The following is a 20,745-nucleotide window of genomic DNA, read 5'->3' as shown; positions in this document are numbered from 1 at the left end:
GGGAGCGGCGCGCTTAGGCCGGGAACAGCTCGGACAGTTTCATGGCCAGCATCATGTCGCCTTCGGCGCGCAGTTTGCCGCCCATGAAGGCTTGCATGCCGTCGGTTTCGCCGCTGACGATGCCTTCCAGGGTTTCGCCGTCCATCACCAGAGTCACCTGTGCGTCCGGGTTCTCGCCTTCCTGGAGCTCGCAGGTGCTGTCCTTGACGATCAGCGAGAAGTTTTTGGTGTCGTCGATGCGGAAACCGAATACCAGGTCCAGACCGGCAGCAGCGGCTGGGTTGAACTTGGCTTTCATTGCTTGTACGGCATCAGCTACGGAGGTCATGGTTCGATCCTTTCTTGGGTAATTGGAGCTGGGTGAATACAGCCAGGGTCACAACAGTCCGGACTCAGCGAAACGTGATGAGTTCCGGGGTCTTCAACAGCTGCAAGTGCGCATGACTGTTGAAAGAAGACAGAGCCACCTCGCGACCGCGAAACTTCAGCAGGTTGAGCGAGGTGTTGACGATTTGCCAGTTCAGTTCAAACGCCTGCTTTGCCGGCATTTGCGTAATGAGATGGAGCAGCGCCGTGATAGTGCCGCCGGAGGTGAACACGGCGATTTTCTGGGAATTGTCGGCGCTTTCGAGGATTCGCTGCAGACCGGCTTGCACCCGATCGACAAACCCCAGCCAGCTTTCCAGGCCCGGTGTGTCATAGGTGCCGGCGAGCCAGCGTTCGATGATCAGGGCGAAGATTCGCTGGAACTCGCCGCGGTTTTGCGCGGCATTGCGCAGGATGTGCAGCGCTTCGGGTTCGTCCGGTAACATGGCTGGCAACAGCGCGCGGATCACCGCGTCGGCGTCGAACTCATTGAAAGCGGAATCGATTTCCAGGACGGGAACCGGCAGGCCTGCCGCAGCGAACTGTTGCAGTGCGCTATTGGCCGTGTGCTGCTGGCGGCGCAGGTCGCCCGAGAGGCAGCGATCGAAGCTGATGCCCAGCTCGGCGAGGTGCTGGCCGAGGACTTCTGCCTGGCGAACACCGGTCGGCGACAGGACGTCATAGTCGTCTGCACCAAAGGAGGCCTGGCCATGTCGAATCAAATAGATACTGCCCACGTCCGCGTCATCCCGGTACGTTGAAGGTTCGGCGAGGTTATGAGGATGACGGTGAGCTGTCAATGAAAAAACATACGCTTGTTTGAAATGCCCGTTACAGGGCTGTTGCCAGAGGTTTCACGGCTGGCCGCCGGGGCGGCGCATGGGTATGCTGGAGGCATCCCGCGCGCGTTCATGCAGCGCATCGTATTAAAGGAGTCCCTGTGGAGTTTTTTGCCGAGTACGCAGTTTTTCTGGCTAAGACCGTGACACTGGTGATCGCCATTCTGGTGGTCCTGGCCAGTTTCGCGGCGTTGCGCAGCAAAGGTCGACGCAAGTCGGTCGGCCAGTTGCAAGTCAGCAAACTCAATGATTTCTACAAAGGGCTGCGCGAACGCCTGGAGCAAACCTTGCTCGACAAGGACCAGCTCAAGGCCTTGCGCAAGGTCGAAGCTAAATCCGAGAAAAAGCAAAAGAAGAAAACCGAAGCCAAGCCACGGGTGTTTGTGCTCGATTTCGACGGCGACATCAAGGCCTCGGCCACTGAAAGCCTGCGCCATGAAATCACCGCGCTGCTGACCCTCGCCACGCCCAAGGATGAAGTGGTGCTGCGTCTGGAAAGCGGCGGCGGCATGGTTCATAGCTACGGCCTGGCGTCCTCGCAACTGGCGCGTATCCGTGATGCCGGTGTGCCGTTGACCGTGTGCATCGACAAGGTCGCGGCCAGCGGCGGCTACATGATGGCCTGCATCGGCGAGAAGATCATCAGCGCGCCGTTCGCGATCCTTGGCTCGATCGGTGTCGTGGCGCAGTTGCCTAACGTCAACCGCCTGCTGAAAAAGCACGACATCGACTTCGAAGTGCTGACCGCGGGCGAGTACAAGCGCACCCTGACGGTGTTTGGCGAAAACACCGAGAAGGGCCGCGAGAAGTTCCAGGAAGACCTGGACATCACTCACCAGTTGTTCAAGAACTTCGTTTCGCGCTATCGCCCGCAACTGGCCATCGACGAAGTGGCCACCGGCGAAATCTGGCTCGGTGTTGCTGCGCTGGACAAGCAACTGGTGGACGAACTCAAGACCAGCGATGAATACCTCTCCGAGCGTGCCAAGAAGTCCGAGCTGTACCACTTGCACTACGCCGAACGCAAAAGCCTGCAGGAGCGCATCGGCATGGCGGCCAGCGGTTCGGTCGATCGTGTGCTGCTGAGCTGGTGGAGCCGGTTGACCCAGCAACGCTTCTGGTAATACTCGACAAGCATCATCGTTAAAAAATGAAACCGTGGATTCTTCCCCGGTTTCATTTTTTTTTGGGCGGGTTTCAAGTCCATCCATTTTCCTTACGGTGTTTGAGAATTTTCCTGAGATCTGTGTCGATCGCTCCCGCTTCCGGTTGATCCGTGGTCAGTTAGGCTGGTGTTCCTGAAATGCTTGCAATGGAATGCACCATGATCGACCACCCTAAAAAAGCCGACGATGTACCGACCTCTCCCGGCATGCGCCAAGTGCTGAAGTCCGCCATGGATGCTGCGCTGCCGCTAACTCCCAGTCAGTTTGGCGAACACCTGATCAAAGAAAAGTGGGGTCATGATATTGATCCCGCCACCGCACAGCTGGTGACCCTCGATTACGACTACAAGGGGCATCCCGCGCAGAACGGCATCCACCAGGGACGGGTGGCGAGTGCCATGTCGCTGGTGCAGGTGCTGATTTCCAACTATCAAACCGTGGGTGACGGGCGCTTCGGTGAAACAGCGTTTGGGTTGTATACCCCGCCTGACATTGGGCCATCCATACAGATCGTGGAACACGTCGATGAGTTTGCCGATAGTGGCGACGGTAACCACGACAGCTATGAAGGCCTCTATCGCCGAGACGCCGGGCAAGTCTTCGGGCCAGCCAACCAGATCGCCGTGCGACCGGCGGACTTCAAAAAGTGGGTCTGGGAGCTGGCTCTCAAGGATCTGTATCAGGCCTATCTTGATCAAGCCTGGCCATCGGACGAAATCATCGTCGCACCTGCCCCCCACGCACTGAAAACCTCGGTCAAAGCCGCCTTCGTCATGGCCGCTTTATTGCAGCGGGGTGAGAGCAGTCTGGACCCGGAAGGGCTCGCACTGGCCCTGCAGGCGGCAGGGCTGCCGTCGGATCAGGCATGGGCAACGCTCACATTCGAACAATTACAGGCACCCACCAGCGTGCCCGCGATGCTCGCTACGGGACGCTTGAAGCTTTATCGCTACACCTCGAAAGACATCTGGGGTTTGCGTGAACCTGGCGGCAGGATTGTGTTGTACATCCCCGGCAACTCGTCGCCCCTGCATGCGTTTGAGGATTCCGGGAAATTGCACCAGTGGATTGTAGAGCAGGGCAGGCGTGATGATACGAAACAGGCCTTGGCCGCTCACTTCGCCGAGGATGATCGCAAGGACGGCACTTTCCATGCCGGTGTGTTGACGGCGCTGGACGGCATGGCGGTCTACCCGAGGGAACACCGGCTGACCAAAGAGGCGGGCTTCTTCAACGATGACGGTTTTTGGGAGCCTGCCCGATACATCGGCTTCGATGACTCGCCATCGGGCACCGATCCGTTTGCCCAGTTGGTCCTGACCATGAAGGAGGCCTCCCTGGCCGGGGTCAACACCATTCGTGACGATGCGCAGGTCAACCGGGATAACTTGAGTGCTTTCGTCGAACCGGTTGTGGAGTGGATCAACCGTTTCGGTCCTTTGGCGTTGTTCGTGCCCGGTGGTGAAGGGTTGCTGGTGCTGGCCGGTATCATCGATGCCGGGTATGGCCTTGATCAGGTTGTCAACGGTGCGACATCGAGCGATCGAGCAGCGGGTGTGACACGCACGGTGTTTGGCTTGCTTAATGCGCTGCCGCTGGCAGGCGCAGGCGCGGCACTCAAGGGTGAAGCTGCCGAGGCCGAGGCCGGTGCCCTTGCCGAGAGTGCGCGCGAACCTGGTGCAGCACCGAAGGACGAGTCTGCCAGGCCGACGCCGGATCAGGCCGTTGCCCCGATTCCCGGACCACCAAACCTGGCGCCGCCGACCCGCGTGGAACTTCTGCGCGGAATTGGCCCGTCGGTGGCGTCTTTCAGCGATGAAATGCTGGCGCAGATCGCCAAGGTCAGTACAGTCGATGACGACATGCTGCGGTTGATGCAGGCCGGGCGCCCGCCGACGCCTTTGCTGGCCGATACCATCAGCCGTTTCAGGATCGATCAGGAACTCGAGCAAGCCGCTGTGGCACAGGGCGAGCGAGTCGAACTGTTCAACAGCCGTTACGAAGCGCTTCAACACTCGGAACATGCAGGGGTCCGATTGTTTCAACGCCAATACCCCGACCTGCCCAAAAGCGCCATTGAGCAAATGCTCGACCGTTATGGCGTGGATATCCAGAGCCCTTCTGACGCGGTCCAGCTCCGGCAGATGTTCAATCGTCTCGACAGCAAGGCCCGGCAATACCAACAGCATGTACGGCTTAATCGTGCGTATGAGGGGGTGTACCTTCCTTCGGTGGTCAACCCGGAGTCCGACACGCTGGCCCTGCATTCCCTCAAAAATCTGCCCGGATGGCCAAAAAACCTTCGAATCGAAGTCCAGGACGGTTCCGTCGCAAGCCGCGTTCTGGACCGTAGCGGTGCGTTTGACGCCACCCATCTTCGACGGTTGATCAAGGTGGGGAGTCGTTACCTGAGTCGCGATGTGCAAACGGACTTCTATGAGGCTGTGCTTGAAGTCTTGACCGAAGACGAGCGCTCGGCCCTGCAACTTTTAACGCTCGATCCGGCCCGCGAGTTACGGCTGAAAGTCGGCGAGCGGGCAATGCCCCGATCCGAGTTAGTGCTTGGTTTGGGCAGGATGGATTCCGGCCTGCCCTTCGAGGCGCAAGGGCTGCGTGGCGGCGGCTTCCCCGGTACGCCTCAGGCCGAAGAGCTGACGCACGAGATGATGAGGTTGCAGCTCAAGGAGCTTTATCCGGACTTCTCGGATGCCGAGGCCGATGAAGTCCTACAGCGTACCGGTGGCAGGGCCCAGGCTCATATCGACGCGCTGAAGCAGGCGTTTCAACAATTGCACATCGACCTGAGCGGCTGGATCGATCAGGTAGCGCAAGACATTGTGGAAATGGACGTTCCTTTCCTGAATGAAGCTGACAACGAGGCACAGGGGCTGACTGAAGAGCAGATTGAAGTGCATAACGAGAACCTGGTTCAGAGCGCCATGTACTACGAGCGTGAATCCAGGATCGAGCTGGCTGACGAGCTGATCACCCTCTGGCGAAAGCGGGCATCGCAAGATCAGCGCGTCTATTCAGGCGAACAGCTTGTGGGGTTCAAGCTCGACATGGCGGGCGAGGACTATCATCGATTGCCGATCATGAACGTCAGGTTCCACGACGTCGTCGAGTTGTCGATGCCGCACTTCCATGTGACCGAGCGTGAAACCTTGAATGGGTTCCTCGAGTGTTTTCCGAATCTGCAGACCCTGAATCTTGAGGGTGTCGAGTTGACCCAATTCGACCTCGAGGGTGAGGCGCAGTCTGTTCTGCCGACGGCCATGTTCAGCCTGACTCATCTCACGTCGCTGAATCTCAAGGCTACCGGCCTGGTCTTCACCGAAGAGACGGCGTCACAGCTGAGCGGGATGGCCAGGCTTCAATCGCTGGACCTGAGTGAAAACCCCTTGGGCGTGCCCCCCATGTTGCTCGGGATGAATGACTTGCGTCGGCTGAACCTCTGCGACACCCAGATTACCCGGTGCCCGATCGGCATCAGGGATGAGCCCTATATGACCTCTTTGGACTTGAGTCATAACCGGATCACCCGGGTTCCGCCCGCAGTGATAAATCAGGCCGTCTCGGTGGATCGTCTGCTGCTTTGGAGCAATCCACTGACAGACGAGGACACGCTCCGCCGACTGATCAGTCATCGTGAGCAAACCGGAATCAATTTATGGCTGAGCGCACCAGGTGCTGACTATGGACAGCCGATTGTGTGGCTTCGGGACTGCGATGAACCGCTGCAACAGTCCCGACAAGCCCTTTGGCAGAGGCTGGCGGGCAAACCCTCCGGTACGCGGTTTTTAAGCGCAATCGACAGGCTGAGCCTGACCGCCGACTTTCAGGTCAGTTATCAGTCGCTTCAGGCGCGAGTCTGGCGGCTTTTGGAGGCGGCAGATGCTTCAGACGAAGTATTGAGTCGATTGAGCGCAGTGCTTGGCCGGCTTGAAAACCCATGGGTGGCGTTCAGGGCATTGGAACAACGCGCAGGTTTTTGAACGGATTTGTTCGTGTCGTGACTGACAAGGAGGGAGGCCTTGAACCCCTGCCAAGGGGTTCAAGGTTGAACGATCAGCGGCGACGGAACAGCGGCAGCGGTTCGTCGGTAGCAGCCTGATAGGTCACCGAGAAGTCCTTGAGACCTTCCAAGGCTTCGTACGGGTCTTTATCGGCGCGGATCGCAAAGGCGTCGAAACCGCAGCGGTGCAGGTAGAACAGCTGGTCGCGCAGCACATCGCCAATTGCCCGCAATTCGCCTTTGAAACCATAACGGTCACGCAGCAGGCGGGCGTTGGAGTAGTTGCGACCGTCGGTGAAGGCCGGAAAGTTCAGGGCGATGACCTGGAAATTTTCCACGTCGTCCCCGATTTCTTCCGCTTCTTCATCGGCATCCAGCCACACGCCCAGGCCGCCATCGCGGGCCTTGAGCATACGGCTGTGTTCGCGCCACAGTTGCAACGGGACGATGTAGTCGTCGCAGTTGCTGATCTCGTCGATGTTGAAGTCCTTGGGCAGCAAGTGCCAGGTTTCGTCGACGACTTCGTTGTTCTTAATTATTCGCTGCATAGACGCGCTCCTTGAAGAGGTCGATGCCAATACGCTGATAGGTGTCAATGAAACGCTCGTCTTCGGTACGTTGTTCGATGTACACGTCGATCAGCTTTTCGATCACGTCAGGCATGGCTTCCTGGGCGAAAGACGGGCCGAGGATTTTACCCAGGCTGGCGTCGCGGCTTGCGCTGCCACCCAGGGACACCTGGTAGAACTCTTCGCCTTTCTTGTCCACCCCGAGGATGCCGATGTGGCCGACGTGGTGATGACCACAGGCGTTCATGCAACCGGAGATGTTCAGGTCCAGTTCGCCGATATCGAACAGGTAATCCAGGTCTTCGAAGCGACGCTGGATCGATTCGGCGATCGGGATCGACTTGGCGTTGGCCAGCGAGCAGAAGTCGCCACCCGGGCAGCAGATGATGTCGGTCAGCAAGCCGATGTTCGGCGTGGCGAAGCCTTGCTCGCGCAACTCGCCCCACATCGCGAACAGTTGAGTCTGCTCAACGTCGGCCAGAATGATGTTCTGCTCGTGGGACGTGCGCAGTTGACCGAAGCTGTAACGATCGGCCAGGTCGGCAACGGCATCGAGCTGCTTGTCGGTGATGTCGCCCGGTGCAACACCGGTCGGCTTCAGGGACAGGGTCACGGCGACATAACCCGGCTTTTTGTGGGCCAGGGTATTGCGGGTGCGCCAGCGCGCGAAGCCCGGGTGTTCTTTGTCGAGTTCGGCCAACGCCTGGGCCTGGTTGTCCAGAACCTTGTACTCGGGGTCGACGAAGTGTTTGGCCACACGATGCACTTCGGCGTCGGTCAACGTGGTCTGGCCACCGCGAAGGTGCTCCATCTCTGCGTCGACTTTTTGTGCGAAGACTTCTGGGGTCAAGGCCTTGACCAGAATCTTGATCCGCGCCTTGTACTTGTTGTCACGACGGCCGTAGCGGTTGTAGACCCGCAGGATGGCGTCGAGGTAGCTCAACAGGTCTTGCCACGGCAGGAATTCATTGATGAACGCGCCCACCACCGGGGTACGGCCCAGACCACCACCCACCAGCACACGGAAGCCCAGCTCGCCAGCGGCGTTGTGCACCGGCTCAAGGCCGATGTCATGGACTTCGATGGCCGCACGGTCGGAAGTCGAACCGTTGATGGCGATCTTGAACTTGCGCGGCAAGTAAGCGAATTCAGGGTGGAACGTGGTCCATTGGCGGACGATCTCGCACCACGGGCGCGGATCGATCAGCTCGTCGGCAGCGACACCGGCGAACTGGTCGGTGGTGACGTTGCGCAAGCAGTTGCCGCTGGTCTGGATCGCGTGCATTTGCACGGTCGCCAGTTCGGCAAGGATGTCCGGGATGTCTTCCAGCGCCGGCCAGTTGAACTGTACGTTCTGCCGGGTGCTGATGTGGGCATAGCCCTTGTCGTAGTCACGGGCAATCTTGGCCATCATTCGCGTCTGGCGCGAAGTCAGTTGGCCGTAAGGCACCGCCACCCGCAACATCGGCGCGAAGCGCTGAATGTAAAGGCCATTTTGCAGGCGCAGAGGGCGGAATTCTTCTTCGCTCAGCTCGCCTGCCAGATAGCGTCGGGTCTGATCACGGAACTGCTTGACGCGGTCCTCGATGATCCGCTGATCGTACTCGTCATATACGTACATATAAGTCCTGTTCTCAGGCTTGGGCCGGTCGGATCCAGTTGCGTTTTTCGCTTGGAAGTCTCCGATACTGCCTCGGCAATTCTGCGCGCACGGCCGCGCACTCCCAACGGAGCCGGGGCAAGATACCAGTTTGCAGTTATGCGCAAAAGTGATGTTTGAGTATATGTAAAGAACCAAAACGACTAATGAGATCCAATGACGTAAAACCCACATTTGTGGTGCGGGCAATCATCGTCTTAACTGTGCTCGAGTCTTTATGCAATCACCGATAAAACCGACAAGAGGCGATGCAATGAGCAACCCTACCAAAACGTCAAAACCCGATAGCACGGTCGATGCTTGGGCCATTCTGTTCCTGATCATCCTGGTCGTGGGCACCGCGGTATTTTGGGTCAGTCATCAATAACCGACCCCGTCCGGGCCTCATTCCGACGATTGTCGGACAATAACCGGAATAAGCGCCGTTTTCCGGGACTTCGCTGGCTATAATGCGCGGCGAATTGCCGGGGGGCTCGGACGATCAATGTTGAAGTTTTTCTACTCATTCCTGCTGATGCTTGGCGCGGTTTACGGCCCTGTTGCGCGCGCGGAATCGGTATTGTTCCTCAGCCCTGGACAGACTGACGAAGCCTTCTGGGTCAGCTATTCGCAATTCATGCAGGCGGCAGCCACGGATCTGGGCATTGATCTGCGAATTCTCTATTCCCGGCGCATGCCGGAGCTCACGCTGGCGCAGGCCCGTCAGGCGCTGCAAGGCCCTGATCGTCCGGACTATCTGATGTTCGCCAACGAACAGTACGTCGCTCCGCAGATCATTCGCCTGGCCGAAGGCAGCGGGGTGAAGCTGTTTATGGTCAACGCTTCGCTGACGGCCAATCAGCAGAGTCTGCTGGGGGATCGCTCTGATCGACTGGGCAGCCTGGTGCCCAACGACGAGGAGGGTGGCTACCTGATGCTCAAGGAACTGATTCGCCAACATCCGCCCGTGGCGCCCGGTCAGGTCATCGAGTTGTTGGCGTTTTCCGGCCTGAAGATCACCCCTTCGGCGCAATTGCGCGAGCAAGGCATGATGCGTGCCTTGGCCGAGCACCCTGAAGTGCGCTTGCGCCAACTGGTTTACAGCGGCTGGACCCGGGAACGGGCCTATGAACAAGCCAAACTGTTGTTCCGGCGTTACCCGAAGGTCTCGCTGGTGTGGTCAGCCAATGACGAAATGGCGTTTGGCGCCATGCAGGCGTATTCGGAGGCGGGCGGGATACCCGGCAAGGATGCGTTGTTCAGTGCGGTCAATACCTCGCCGGCGGCGTTACAGGCGACAGTTGACGGACGCATCAGCGTGCTGTTGGGCGGGCACTTCACGTTGGGCGGCTGGGCACTGGTGGCGTTGCATGATCTTGATCAGGGAGTGGATCTCAGCCATTACGGCGGCCGAGACCGGCAAATCCCGTTGTTGCAACTGATCGACAAGGCACAGGCCAGGCGTTTGCTGGCCATGGGTGAATCACCGGATTACGGTGTGAACTTCCGCCGCCTTTCAGCCAAGGGCCGGTCGACGTCGTATCGCTATCCGTTCAGTCTGCAAACCTTGATGCGCTAAACCCCAGCCAGATGCACCACCAGCTGCACGATGCCATACAGCGTCAACGCAAACACCGCGGTGAACAAAATCCCCAGAATCACGAAATGACTGGGCTTGCCGTGAGTGAAGTCTCGGGCCCGGTTCTTCCCGCTCTGCACCCCGAACGCCGCCGCCAGGACGCTGTGCAGCATCTGCCAGAAAGTGGGCGGCTTGTTGTCGGCTGGATCGTCCATAAACCCCTCGTCACCAATGTGTGAGAGCTAAGCATAGACAATCCCCAAAAACCTGTGGGAGCGTGGCTTGCCCGCGATGGAAGCGCCGCGGTCTCACAGGGAAACCGCGTCATCGTTCATCGCGGGCAAGCCACGCTCCCACAGTGGGGGGCTAGTTGTCGTAACCCAGGTTCGGCGCCAGCCAGCGCTCGGTCACGCTCAATTCCTGGCCCTTGCGCGACGTGTAGCTCTGCACCTGATCCTTGTCGATCTTGCCCACGGCAAAATACTGCGCCTGCGGGTGAGCGAAGTACCAACCGCTGACCGCTGCTGCCGGGAACATGGCGTAGTGCTCGGTAAGGAACACGCCGCTGCGGCCGGCTTTCATTTCCGAGGCCTCAGGGTCCAGCAACTTGAACAGCGTGGATTTCTCGGTGTGATCCGGGCAGGCCGGATAGCCTGGGGCAGGGCGGATACCGGTGTATTGCTCTTTGATCAGCGCCTCGTTGTCGAGCGTCTCGTCCTTGGCGTAACCCCAGTAGTCTTTACGGACCTGCTGGTGCAGCCACTCGGCGCACGCCTCGGCCAGGCGGTCGGCCAGTGCCTTGACCATGATCGAGTTGTAGTCGTCGCCGGCATCCTGATAGGCCTTGGCCACTTCTTCGGCACCGATACCAGCCGTGGTGATGAAACCACCCACGTAGTCGGTTACTTCGCTGTCCTTCGGTGCAACGAAGTCAGCCAGGGAGAAGTTCGGTTTGCCGTCGGTCTTGATGATCTGCTGACGCAAGTGATGCAGCTTGGCAATCGGCTTGCCGTCATCGCCGTAGACTTCAATGTCATCCTCACGCACCTGGTTGGCCGGCCAGAAACCGAACACCGCACGGGCGCTGATGAGTTTCTCGTCGATCAGTTTGGCAAGCATTTCCCGGGCGTCGGCGTACAACGCCGTGGCGGCTTCACCGACCACTTCATCCGTGAGGATGCGCGGGAATTTGCCGGCCAGGTCCCAGGAGATAAAGAACGGCGTCCAGTCGATGTATTCGGCCAGGACTTTCAGGTCGATGTTGTCCAGCACCTTGGCGCCGGTAAACGTCGGTTTGACCGGCTCGTAAGTGCTCCAGTCGAACTGCGGCTTCTTGGCGATGGCCGCCGGGTAGCTCAGGCGCTCGGTGCGGGCGCTGCGGTTGGCGGTACGCTCGCGGACTTCGATGTATTCCAGGCGGGTCTTCTCGATGAACGCCGGCTTCAATTCCTTGGACAGCAATTGCGTCGCCACGCCCACGGCGCGGGAAGCGTCGGTGACGTAGATCACTGCATCGTTGCTGTATTTCGGCTCGATCTTCACCGCCGTGTGCGCTTTCGAGGTGGTCGCGCCACCGATCATCAGCGGCAGATGGAAGTCCTGGCGCTGCATCTCGCGGGCCACATGGACCATTTCATCCAGCGAAGGGGTGATGAGGCCGGACAGGCCGATGATGTCGCACTTCTGCTCCTTGGCCACTTGCAGGATTTTCTCCGCCGGGACCATCACGCCGAGGTCGACGATGTCGTAGCCGTTACAACCCAGCACAACGCCAACGATGTTCTTGCCGATGTCGTGCACGTCGCCTTTTACCGTGGCCATCAGGATTTTGCCCTTGGCTTCCGGTTTGTCGCCTTTTTCCAGTTCGATGAACGGGATCAAGTGGGCCACGGCCTGCTTCATCACGCGGGCGGACTTCACCACCTGCGGCAGGAACATTTTGCCGGCGCCGAACAGGTCGCCGACGATGTTCATGCCGGACATCAGTGGGCCTTCGATCACTTCAATCGGGCGGGCGAACGACTGACGGGATTCTTCGGTGTCTTCAACAATGTGCGTGGTGATGCCCTTGACCAGGGCATGCTCCAGACGCTTGTTGACGGGCCAGCCGCGCCATTCTTCGGTCTCGGCTTCCTTGACGCTGCCGTCGCCCTTGTACTTGTCGGCAATGGCGAGCAGGGCGTCAGTGCCTTCCTGGGTGCGATTGAGCACTACGTCTTCAACGGCGTCACGCAGCTCAGCCGGGATCTGGTCGTAGATCTCCAGCTGGCCGGCGTTGACGATACCCATGGTCAGGCCGTTGCGGATTGCATACAGCAGGAACACCGAGTGAATCGCCTCGCGCACCGGGTTGTTGCCACGGAACGAGAACGACACGTTGGACACGCCGCCCGAGGTCAGCGCGTAGGGCAGTTCGTCACGGATGTAGGCACAGGCGTTGATGAAATCCACAGCGTAGTTGTTGTGTTCTTCGATACCGGTGGCGATGGCGAAGATGTTCGGGTCGAAGATGATGTCTTCCGGCGGGAAGCCGACTTCGTTGACCAGAATGTCGTAGGAGCGTTTGCAGATTTCTTTCTTGCGCGCTTCGGTGTCGGCCTGGCCGGCTTCGTCGAAGGCCATCACCACGACTGCGGCGCCGTAGCGTTTGCACAGTTTGGCGTGATGAATGAACTGCTCGACGCCTTCCTTCATGCTGATGGAGTTGACGATGCCCTTGCCCTGGATGCACTTGAGGCCGGCTTCGATCACTTCCCACTTGGAGGAGTCGATCATGATCGGTACGCGGGAGATGTCCGGTTCACCGGCAATCAGGTTGAGGAAGGTCACCATGGCCTTCTTCGAATCGAGCATCCCTTCGTCCATGTTGATGTCGATCACCTGGGCGCCGGCTTCGACCTGTTGCAGGGCGACTTCCAGGGCTTCGGTGTAGTTATCTTCACGGATCAGACGGGCGAACTTGGCTGAACCAGTGATGTTGGTCCGCTCGCCGACGTTGATGAACAACGAGTTGCGATCGATGGTGAACGGTTCCAGGCCCGACAGGCGGCAGGCCTTTGGGATGTCCGGAATTTCACGCGGCGCATAACCGGCCACGGCCTTGGCGATGGCTTCGATGTGGCCCGGCGTGGTGCCGCAGCAACCGCCGACGATGTTGAGGAAGCCGCTTTGGGCGAATTCTTCGATGACTTTTGCGGTTTGCGCCGGCAGTTCGTCGTACTCGCCGAATTCGTTCGGCAGGCCGGCGTTCGGGTGCGCAGAAACGTGGGTGCTGGCCTTGTTCGACAGCTCTTCCAGGTACGGGCGCAATTCGCTGGCGCCGAGGGCGCAGTTCAGGCCGACCGAGATCGGCTTGGCGTGGGCCACGGAGTTCCAGAACGCTTCGGTAGTCTGGCCGGAGAGCGTACGGCCGGAGGCGTCGGTGATGGTGCCGGAGATCATGATCGGCAACTCGACGCCGAGTTCTTCGTACACGCCTTGCACCGCGAAGATCGCCGCTTTGGCGTTCAGGGTGTCGAAAATGGTCTCGATCAGAATCAGGTCGGCGCCGCCTTCGATCAGGCCTTTGGTAGCCTCGGTGTAGTTTTCCACCAGTTCATCGAAGGTCACGTTGCGATAGCCGGGGTTGTTCACGTCAGGCGACAGCGAGCAGGTGCGGCTGGTCGGGCCGAGCACGCCAGCGACGAAACGCGGCTTGTCCGGGGTTTCCAGGGTTTTGGCGTCTGCGACCTTGCGCGCCAGACGCGCGCCTTCTACGTTTAGCTCGTACGCTAGGCCTTGCATGCCGTAGTCGGCCTGGGACACCTGGGTGGCGTTGAAGGTGTTGGTTTCCAGAATGTCGGCGCCAGCATCCAGGTAGGCTTTCTCGATGGCACCAATCACGTCCGGACGCGTCAGGATCAACAGGTCGTTGTTGCCCTTGACGTCACTTGGCCAGTCGGCGAAGCGTTTGCCGCGGTAATCCTGCTCTTCAAGCTTGTAGCTCTGGATCATCGTGCCCATGCCGCCATCGAGAATCAGGATGCGCTCTTTGAGGGCGTGCTTGAGAGCTTGAAGGCGAACACTGCGATCGGACATTTGGACTACTCGGAAAGACCATGACGAAGGGGCGGGATAATAGCAAACCTGTGCGGTTTTAGAGCATGTCCCGGTTTTGCATGAATATCGCTCATGTTGGAGTGGGGTGCGGACCGGTAGAATCGCGGCGTTTTTTCATGATCGGGACCAGGGATATGTCTTATCGCGTCATCAGCATGGTTTTGCTGTTTTTAAGCTGGAGCGCTGCCGCGCAGGATTCGGTCATTTCTACTGCCATTTCCTACAGCCGCGACATACAACCGATCTTCACTGAAAAGTGTGTGGCCTGCCATGCCTGCTATGACGCCGCCTGTCAGCTCAATCTGGGCAGTGGGGAAGGGGCGGGCCGCGGTGCGACCAAGACCCTGGTCTACGACGGCGAACGCCGCCAAGCCGCAGCGCCGACCCGGCTGTTTTATGACGCTTTTGGCAAACGCGCCTGGCAGCAAAAAGGCTTTTATTCGGTGCTCGACGCCCAAGGCAACCAGGCGGCGCTGATGGCGCGCATGCTCGAGCTGGGCCACCAAACGCCGTTGCAACCCAATGCCAAACTACCGGAAGAGATCGTTCTGGGACTGAATCGGGAAACCCAGTGCGCAATGCCTGCGGAGTTCGACGGCTATGCCCGTTCTCACCCCAAAGAAGGCATGCCGCTGGCGGTTACCGGCCTGACCGATCAGCAATACCAGACGCTGCAACGCTGGCTGGCGTCCGGCGCGCCGATTGACGAGCAAGGCCTTGTGCCGAGCGCCAAGGAGGCGTTGCAGGTGGTTCTGTGGGAAAACCTGCTCAACGCCCCGGGCGCACGGCAAAGCCTGGTGGGGCGCTGGTTGTTCGAGCATTGGTTTCTCGCTCACCTGTATTTCAAGGACGGCGAGCCAGGGCATTTCTTTCAGTGGGTACGTTCGCGCACGCCGACCGGCCAGCCGATCGACCTGATCAACACCCGCCGCCCGAATGACGATCCAGGCACTCAGGTGTATTACCGCCTGTGGCCGGTGCAAGGTGTGATCGTGCAGAAGACCCACATCACTTACCCGCTGAGTCCGGCGAAGATGGCCCGGATCAAAAGCCTTTTCTATAACGGCAACTGGCAAGTCGACGCCTTGCCGGGATACGGGCCGGAGCGTCGGGCCAATCCGTTCACCACGTTCGAGGCGATCCCGGCCCAGGCGCGTTATCAATTCATGCTCGATAACGCCGAATACTTCGTCCGTACGTTTATTCGCGGCCCGGTCTGCCGCGGCCAGATCGCCACCGACGTGATCCGCGATAACTTCTGGGCACTGTTCCAGGCGCCTGAGCATGACCTTTACATCATCGATCCGAAGTATCGCGGCCAGGCCACGCCGTTGTTGGCGATGCCGGGGCAGAACGACGATGTCGGCAGCATCCTGAGCCTGTGGCGTGACTACCGCGACAAGCGTAACGAGTACGAGGCGCTACGCCGTGACAGTTACGCCGATGCGCCGGCGCCGAGTTGGTCGACCTTGTGGGCGGGTAACGATAACGCCTTGTTGACGATCTTCCGGCATTTCGACAGTGCCTCGGTGAACAAAGGCCTGATCGGTGACGTGCCGCAAACGATGTGGCTGTTTGACTTCCCGCTGCTGGAGCGCACGTATTATCAATTGGCAGTTAACTTCGACGTGTTCGGCAACGTCTCCCATCAAGCCCAGACCCGCCTGTATTTCGACCTGATCCGCAACGGTGCGGAGCAGAACTTTCTGCGCCTGATGCCTGCCGATTCGCGTGACGACTACCTCGACGACTGGTACCAGAGCGGCGGCAAATTCAAGATGTGGCTGAATTACGAAGCCATCGATAACGATAAAGAGACGGCGCTGGTGCTGGACAAAAAGGACCCGAAACGCGATTTCGCCCAGCAATTGCTGGTCCGTTACGGCGACCTCAACGCCAAGCCGGATCCGATCAATCGTTGTGACGGCGCTTATTGCTCGCGGCCGAACATCGACCTGGCCTTGCAGAGCGCCGAACAGGCGTTGAGTCGCCTGACTTCGCGTCCGGCGGCCGGGCTGAAGGTTATCGATCAGTTGCCGGAAGCGACCCTGTTGCGCATCGAAACCCAAAGCGGCAAGCGCGAGGTCTACAGCCTGCTGCGCAACCGGGCACACAGTAACGTTGCATTCCTGCTCGGTGAATCCCTGCGGTATCAGCCGGGGCTCGACACATTGACTATTTATCCGGGCGTGCTCAGCAGCTATCCGAACTTCATGTTCAACATTCCGGCCGGGCAAGTGCCTGAGTTCGTGGACGAGATGGAAAACGCCAAGGACGCCAATCGATTCGAGAAAATCGTCGAGCGCTGGGGGATTCGCCGCAGCCATCCGCAGTTCTGGTTCTACTTTCATGACTTGAACCGGTATGTCCACGAGACCGACCCGGTGGAAGAGGGCGTGCTGGACATGAACCGATATCAGAACCTCTGAGGTGCCTGTGATTCAGTGTGCTTTCCCGACAAAAATACTAGGACTTTGTACGGCGCGATGATTGGCGTAAACTGCGCCCAAGCCTGCGAGGAGTTTCCATGACCGCTATTACCATTACCGACGCCGCCCACGATTATCTGGCTGATCTGCTCTCCAAGCAGAACACCCCAGGCATCGGCATCCGCGTCTTTATCACCCAGCCTGGCACCCAGTACGCCGAAACCTGCATTGCTTATTGCAAGCCGGGCGAAGAAAAACCTGAAGACACGGCGCTGGGGCTCAAAAGCTTCACCGCTTACATCGACTCGTTCAGCGAAGCGTTCCTGGACGATGCGGTTGTCGACTACGCCACCGACCGTATGGGCGGCCAGCTCACCATCAAGGCGCCAAACGCCAAAGTACCGATGGTCAACGCCGACAGCCCGATCAACGAGCGTATCAACTATTACCTGCAAACCGAGATCAACCCGGGGCTGGCCAGCCACGGCGGTCAGGTCAGCCTGATCGATGTGGTCGAAGACGGCATCGCCGTGCTTAAGTTCGGCGGCGGTTGCCAGGGCTGCGGCCAGGCAGACGTCACCCTTCGCGAAGGCATCGAGCGCACCTTGCTCGAGCGCATTCCCGAGCTCAAGGGTGTTCGTGACGTCACCGACCATACGCAGAAAGAAAACGCCTACTACTAAGTAAGGTGTTCGCTGCAGACATAAAAAACGGCGCCCCGTGAGCGCCGTTTTTTTATGGGCGATAAATAGCCTGTGAATGACGGGATTTACCGTGGTGAAGGGATTTACTGTGGTGAGGGGATTTATCTGTGGCGAGGGGATTTATCCCCGTTGGGCCGCGAAGCGGACCCCTGCATTCTTTCAGGCGGACCTAGCAAGCAGGTTTAGCGACGGCTTCGCCGCCGAACGGGGATAAACCCCCTCACCACAGTAAATCCCTTCACTCACAGGGTTGTGCTTGGCTCAGGGCCGATACAGATGCGCATGCCCCGCGCGATACAGCGACGACTCGCTGAAGTGATCGCTACCCAACACCCGCCCCACCAAAATCAACGCCGTGCGCCGAAACCCCTTGGCTTCAACCTTCGCGGCAATGTCTTCAAGCGTCCCCACCACCCAATCCTGATCCGGCCAGGTCGCCCGGTGAATCACCGCGATCGGGCAATCCGCGCCGTAATGCGGCAGCAGTTCGGCCAGGATCTTCTCCAGATGATTGACCCCCAGATGAATCGCCATCGTCGCCCCGTGCTGCGCCAGGCTGCCAAGCTCTTCGCCGGCGGGCATCGCGGTTTTGTCGGCATAGCGAGTCAGGATCACGCTTTGCGACACGTCGGGTAGCGTCAGTTCCGCGCCCAACAGGGCCGCGCAGGCCGCCGTGGCCGTGACGCCGGGAATGATTTCAAACGGGATGTCGAGTTCGCGCAGGTAGCGGATCTGCTCGCCAATCGCACCATAAAGACTCGGATCGCCGGAGTGCACCCGGGCCACGTCCTGGCCCTTGGCATGGGCGGATTTGATCAGCTCGATGATCTGTTCCAGGTGCAGTTCGGCGCTATTGACCACCTGTTCGGCGCGATGGCCTTCCAGCACGGCGGCGGGCACCAGAGAGCCGGCATAGATGATCACCGGGCAGCTGCGAATCAGCCGTTGGCCTTTGACGGTGATCAGTTCCGGGTCGCCGGGACCTGCGCCAATGAAGTAGACGGTCATCGTCGGTTCCTGTGAGAAAAAGGGGCAGGGCAAGGCTTCAGATGAAGATTGCTCATGATCGATGGCGGGGATTATCGAGGATTTTATGCAGCGCAGGCCAATGCCAAGGTGGCCTGGGCATATTTTTGTCGTGGAATCAGCAATTTTGCCGGTGCCTGGGCCAGTTGTTCGGCCAGGGCCAGGGCGGCACTTTCCGCTACGCCGTAGCAGCCGGTGCGCTCGAACGCGATGTCCGAGCGGTGACTGAGTTGCGGTTGATAGCCGGCCAGTTGTTCGCTGCTGAAGTACATCAACGGTAACTCAAGCTGTTCGGCCAGTTCGATCAAGCCAGGTTCTTCGCGCTTCAGGTCGATGCTGGCCAGGGCCTTGATCTGGTGAAGTTCGATTTTATGAGCCTGTAACGCCTGATCGAGCAGCGCCCGCAGCGTGCTGACGGGGCAGCCGCGCTGGCAGCCCAGGCCGACCACTAAGGTCGGCGCTGTGCTGATCTCGGTCATGCGTGGTATTGACCATCGCTTTTGCGGCGGAACAACCAGGCACTGATCAGGCCCAGGGCCAGCCAGAATGCCGCGTTGGTCAACTGCGAAGCGATTTTGAACTGAGCTTCCAGGGCTTGCGGAGCCAGCATCGAGTGGACTTCCGGTTGTGGTGCGCCGATCACATGAGGAACGGCCAGGATGGCCACCCCGAGCACTTTCATCAGCCAGTGACGGCTGAACACGATCAATGCGATGCCGACCGCGGTGGAGGCAGCCGTGCCGATCCACCAGATCTGCCGTTGTGCCAAATCAGCGGCGGCAGTGCCTGGCAGCTCAGGCGGCAGACCGAGGGTCGGTGCCAGCACGAACGTCGCGTAACCAGCCAGTCCCCAAAGCAGGCCCTGGGAGGTTTTGGTCGGTGCGCGCAAGGTGTAAAGACCGGCCAGCATCAGGGCGAAACCGACCGCTACCACCAGGTTACCGCCGGTGGTGGACAGCACGCGCTGCCAGCCGTCTTCCGGCTCCCAGGCCTCAGCATCGTGGGTGTGAGCGGCGACAGCACCTGCGGCGTGTTCGTGAACTTCAACCGCGGCGGGCTCGGATTTTTCGTAAGTCTCGGCCTGCAGGATCAGCGGAGCCACCCAGAAGCTTTGCAGCAAGGTCAGCAACAGGGCGGCCAGCAGCCCGGTGAACCCTGCGGTTTGCGCGATACGCTTGATCATGTTGGCTGGTCTCAATGACACGGGAATGCAGAGCTGTGGCGGGTATCGTGAGCGGCGTTGTGCACCGCTTCTATGTGCGAGAAACCGGCGAAATACACAAGGCTGGCACCCAGGATCGACGCACACACGGCGGCGGTCAGGCGTTGAGTCAGGGTATTGGTAGTGCTGGCGGTGCTCTTATCGGTGTTGCTGCCGGTGCTGCTGATGATCGACATGGCGCTTCCCTCTGGTCTGTCAGCGGGTGATATAGAGCGCATGGAAGACCCCTGCGAGTCGGGCACGCAGAGGTTCAAACAGCGCCCGCCCACCGCGGGTTTGTTATTTAGTGATCGTAATGGTCACTTTGTGTTGCGGGCCGGTCTCCGGGCTCACGAGGGGCGCTGGCTTTCGCCTTGACCTGCAAGCATCACCTTCCCATGCCGAACTGCTGGCACAGTGGATCTGACGCTTCGCTCGCTTACCGTTGCGGGGGCAGCACCGGACTGACATGGCTTTAGAGTAAAGCACATGATTCACCGGTTTCCCGTTTCACCCTGTGAAGGGCACCCATAACAAGGCGTGTAGGAGAGCATGGGCGGGGGTTGGGCGTCAATTGGCAAGGGTTCTCGTTTGAGCTGTGGTGAGGGAATTATCTGTGGTGAGGGGATTTATCCCCGTCCGGCGACGAAGCCGTCGCAAGACCTGCTTGCGGGGTATGCCTGAGGACATGCAGGGGGCCGCTTCGCAGCCCAACGGGGATAAATCCCCTCGCCACAGATAACCCCCCTCACCACAGGGACCGCGATCAGCCCAAGGACATTGACCCGCCCCCACACGATGCGTAGCCTTGCGCTTTCGAGGTTCTTCGGCGTCTGCCGAAGCTAAGAAGGGAACGCGGTCGATGCCGCGGCTGCCCCCGCAACTGTGAACGGTGATGTTCGCTGCCACGCCACTGCAAACCCTGTGCAACGGGTTCGCGGGAAGGCGCAGCGAATGCCAGGCCCACCAGCCCGGCACACCGTCAGCCAGGAGACCTGCCTCGACACAGATTCTCACTACAACCGGGCGGGGTGATCCGGTGGCGGAACTCTTGCGCGCGCCTCCGTCGCAGCGATTGTCGTCCCGTATGCCCGCCACCTTGCCAAAGGGCATC

The 20,745-nt window shown here is 59.5% G+C and carries 15 protein-coding genes and 2 riboswitches; of the genes, 5 read left to right on the top strand and 10 right to left on the bottom strand.

What is annotated here, in order from left to right; genetic code table 11:
• Positions 1–13 precede the first annotated feature (13 nt).
• Together KW848_RS13645 and KW848_RS13640 are read right to left on the bottom strand one after the other, a co-directional pair.
• Positions 14–328, bottom strand: coding sequence for an SCP2 sterol-binding domain-containing protein (locus KW848_RS13645; RefSeq protein ID WP_008154977.1), 315 nt, complete (start codon positions 326–328; stop codon positions 14–16).
• A gap of 64 nt (positions 329–392) precedes the next feature.
• Positions 393–1,103 carry a histidine phosphatase family protein gene (locus tag KW848_RS13640; RefSeq protein WP_218537150.1) on the bottom strand — a complete coding sequence of 237 codons (711 nt, stop codon included), beginning with the start codon at positions 1,101–1,103 and terminating at the stop codon, positions 393–395.
• A 203-nt stretch (positions 1,104–1,306) separates the two neighbouring features.
• Between KW848_RS13640 and sohB the strand changes: the two genes are divergently transcribed.
• Positions 1,307–2,329 carry a protease SohB gene (gene sohB / locus KW848_RS13635; protein ID WP_008154971.1) on the top strand — a complete coding sequence of 341 codons (1,023 nt, stop codon included), beginning with the start codon at positions 1,307–1,309 and terminating at the stop codon, positions 2,327–2,329.
• A gap of 200 nt (positions 2,330–2,529) precedes the next feature.
• A complete protein-coding gene (locus KW848_RS13630) occupies positions 2,530–6,366 on the top strand; it encodes a dermonecrotic toxin domain-containing protein (protein WP_218537149.1) in 3,837 nt (1,278 codons plus the stop codon).
• Positions 6,367–6,439: 73 nt separating this feature from the next.
• Here KW848_RS13630 and KW848_RS13625 read toward each other — a convergent pair whose 3' ends face one another.
• Both KW848_RS13625 and KW848_RS13620 read right to left on the bottom strand, forming a co-directional pair.
• Complete coding sequence (locus KW848_RS13625; protein ID WP_111449837.1) at positions 6,440–6,934, bottom strand: DUF934 domain-containing protein; 495 nt, start codon at positions 6,932–6,934, stop codon at positions 6,440–6,442.
• The gene (locus KW848_RS13620) at positions 6,918–8,576 is read right to left on the bottom strand and encodes a nitrite/sulfite reductase (protein WP_218537148.1); all 1,659 of its coding nucleotides are present in this window, start codon (positions 8,574–8,576) and stop codon (positions 6,918–6,920) included. Before KW848_RS13620 ends, KW848_RS13625 begins: the two co-directional genes overlap by 17 nt.
• Before the next feature lie 523 nt (positions 8,577–9,099).
• On the opposite strand from KW848_RS13620, the gene KW848_RS13615 reads away from it, so the two are divergent.
• Positions 9,100–10,173 (top strand): ABC transporter substrate-binding protein, encoded by a 1,074-nt coding sequence (locus KW848_RS13615; protein WP_218537147.1) that lies wholly within the window; start codon positions 9,100–9,102, stop codon positions 10,171–10,173.
• Here KW848_RS13615 and KW848_RS13610 read toward each other — a convergent pair.
• Both KW848_RS13610 and metH read right to left on the bottom strand, forming a co-directional pair.
• The gene (locus KW848_RS13610; protein WP_111449834.1) at positions 10,170–10,388 is read right to left on the bottom strand and encodes a DUF2970 domain-containing protein; all 219 of its coding nucleotides are present in this window, start codon (positions 10,386–10,388) and stop codon (positions 10,170–10,172) included. The two genes, KW848_RS13615 and KW848_RS13610, sit on opposite strands and share 4 nt — an antisense overlap.
• A 151-nt stretch (positions 10,389–10,539) precedes the next feature.
• Positions 10,540–14,250: a methionine synthase gene (gene metH / locus KW848_RS13605; protein WP_218537146.1), complete on the bottom strand. Its 3,711-nt coding sequence runs from the start codon at positions 14,248–14,250 to the stop codon at positions 10,540–10,542.
• A gap of 155 nt (positions 14,251–14,405) precedes the next feature.
• Here metH and KW848_RS13600 point away from each other — a divergent pair, with 155 nt between their 5' ends.
• Complete coding sequence (locus KW848_RS13600; RefSeq protein WP_218537145.1) at positions 14,406–16,700, top strand: fatty acid cis/trans isomerase; 2,295 nt, start codon at positions 14,406–14,408, stop codon at positions 16,698–16,700.
• Positions 16,701–16,798: 98 nt separating this feature from the next.
• On the top strand, positions 16,799–17,383 hold the full coding sequence (gene nfuA, locus KW848_RS13595) for a Fe-S biogenesis protein NfuA (RefSeq protein ID WP_046048486.1): 585 nt from the start codon (positions 16,799–16,801) through the stop codon (positions 17,381–17,383).
• Between the two features lie 282 nt (positions 17,384–17,665).
• Here nfuA and cobM read toward each other — a convergent pair whose 3' ends face one another.
• The 4 genes from cobM to KW848_RS13575 all read right to left on the bottom strand — a co-directional run bounded on the left by cobM (position 17,666) and on the right by KW848_RS13575 (position 19,828).
• Positions 17,666–18,412, bottom strand: a complete 747-nt coding sequence (cobM, locus tag KW848_RS13590; protein ID WP_008150987.1) for a precorrin-4 C(11)-methyltransferase — start codon at positions 18,410–18,412, stop codon at positions 17,666–17,668.
• 83 nt (positions 18,413–18,495) lie between these two features.
• Positions 18,496–18,909 (bottom strand): cobalamin biosynthesis protein, encoded by a 414-nt coding sequence (locus tag KW848_RS13585; RefSeq protein WP_218537144.1) that lies wholly within the window; start codon positions 18,907–18,909, stop codon positions 18,496–18,498.
• Complete coding sequence (locus KW848_RS13580) at positions 18,906–19,613, bottom strand: CbtA family protein (protein ID WP_192407966.1); 708 nt, start codon at positions 19,611–19,613, stop codon at positions 18,906–18,908. The genes KW848_RS13585 and KW848_RS13580 overlap by 4 nt, the downstream gene beginning before the upstream one ends.
• Positions 19,614–19,624: 11 nt before the next feature.
• Positions 19,625–19,828 carry a CbtB domain-containing protein gene (locus KW848_RS13575; protein WP_218537143.1) on the bottom strand — a complete coding sequence of 68 codons (204 nt, stop codon included), beginning with the start codon at positions 19,826–19,828 and terminating at the stop codon, positions 19,625–19,627.
• A gap of 120 nt (positions 19,829–19,948) precedes the next feature.
• Positions 19,949–20,178, bottom strand: a riboswitch (cobalamin riboswitch).
• 255 nt (positions 20,179–20,433) lie between these two features.
• Positions 20,434–20,649, top strand: a riboswitch (cobalamin riboswitch).
• Positions 20,650–20,745 lie beyond the last annotated feature (96 nt).

It is taken from the genome of Pseudomonas sp. PDM25 (assembly GCF_019219045.1).
In the GTDB taxonomy this organism is placed as follows: Bacteria; Pseudomonadota; Gammaproteobacteria; order Pseudomonadales; family Pseudomonadaceae; genus Aquipseudomonas.
Note: the sequence above shows the minus strand (reverse complement) of the source record. Positions and strands in the feature narration are given on the sequence as shown.

Coding starts and splice junctions, on each gene's coding strand:
- KW848_RS13575 (WP_218537143.1), bottom strand. CDS start 19,828: ATGTCGATCATCAGCAGCACCGGCAGCAACACCGATAAGAGCACCGCC.
- KW848_RS13625 (WP_111449837.1), bottom strand. CDS start 6,934: ATGCAGCGAATAATTAAGAACAACGAAGTCGTCGACGAAACCTGGCAC.
- KW848_RS13580 (WP_192407966.1), bottom strand. CDS start 19,613: ATGATCAAGCGTATCGCGCAAACCGCAGGGTTCACCGGGCTGCTGGCC.
- KW848_RS13615 (WP_218537147.1), top strand. CDS start 9,100: ATGTTGAAGTTTTTCTACTCATTCCTGCTGATGCTTGGCGCGGTTTAC.
- KW848_RS13620 (WP_218537148.1), bottom strand. CDS start 8,576: ATGTACGTATATGACGAGTACGATCAGCGGATCATCGAGGACCGCGTC.
- KW848_RS13610 (WP_111449834.1), bottom strand. CDS start 10,388: ATGGACGATCCAGCCGACAACAAGCCGCCCACTTTCTGGCAGATGCTG.
- cobM (WP_008150987.1), bottom strand. CDS start 18,412: ATGACCGTCTACTTCATTGGCGCAGGTCCCGGCGACCCGGAACTGATC.
- nfuA (WP_046048486.1), top strand. CDS start 16,799: ATGACCGCTATTACCATTACCGACGCCGCCCACGATTATCTGGCTGAT.
- metH (WP_218537146.1), bottom strand. CDS start 14,250: ATGTCCGATCGCAGTGTTCGCCTTCAAGCTCTCAAGCACGCCCTCAAA.
- KW848_RS13600 (WP_218537145.1), top strand. CDS start 14,406: ATGTCTTATCGCGTCATCAGCATGGTTTTGCTGTTTTTAAGCTGGAGC.
- KW848_RS13585 (WP_218537144.1), bottom strand. CDS start 18,909: ATGACCGAGATCAGCACAGCGCCGACCTTAGTGGTCGGCCTGGGCTGC.
- KW848_RS13645 (WP_008154977.1), bottom strand. CDS start 328: ATGACCTCCGTAGCTGATGCCGTACAAGCAATGAAAGCCAAGTTCAAC.
- KW848_RS13630 (WP_218537149.1), top strand. CDS start 2,530: ATGATCGACCACCCTAAAAAAGCCGACGATGTACCGACCTCTCCCGGC.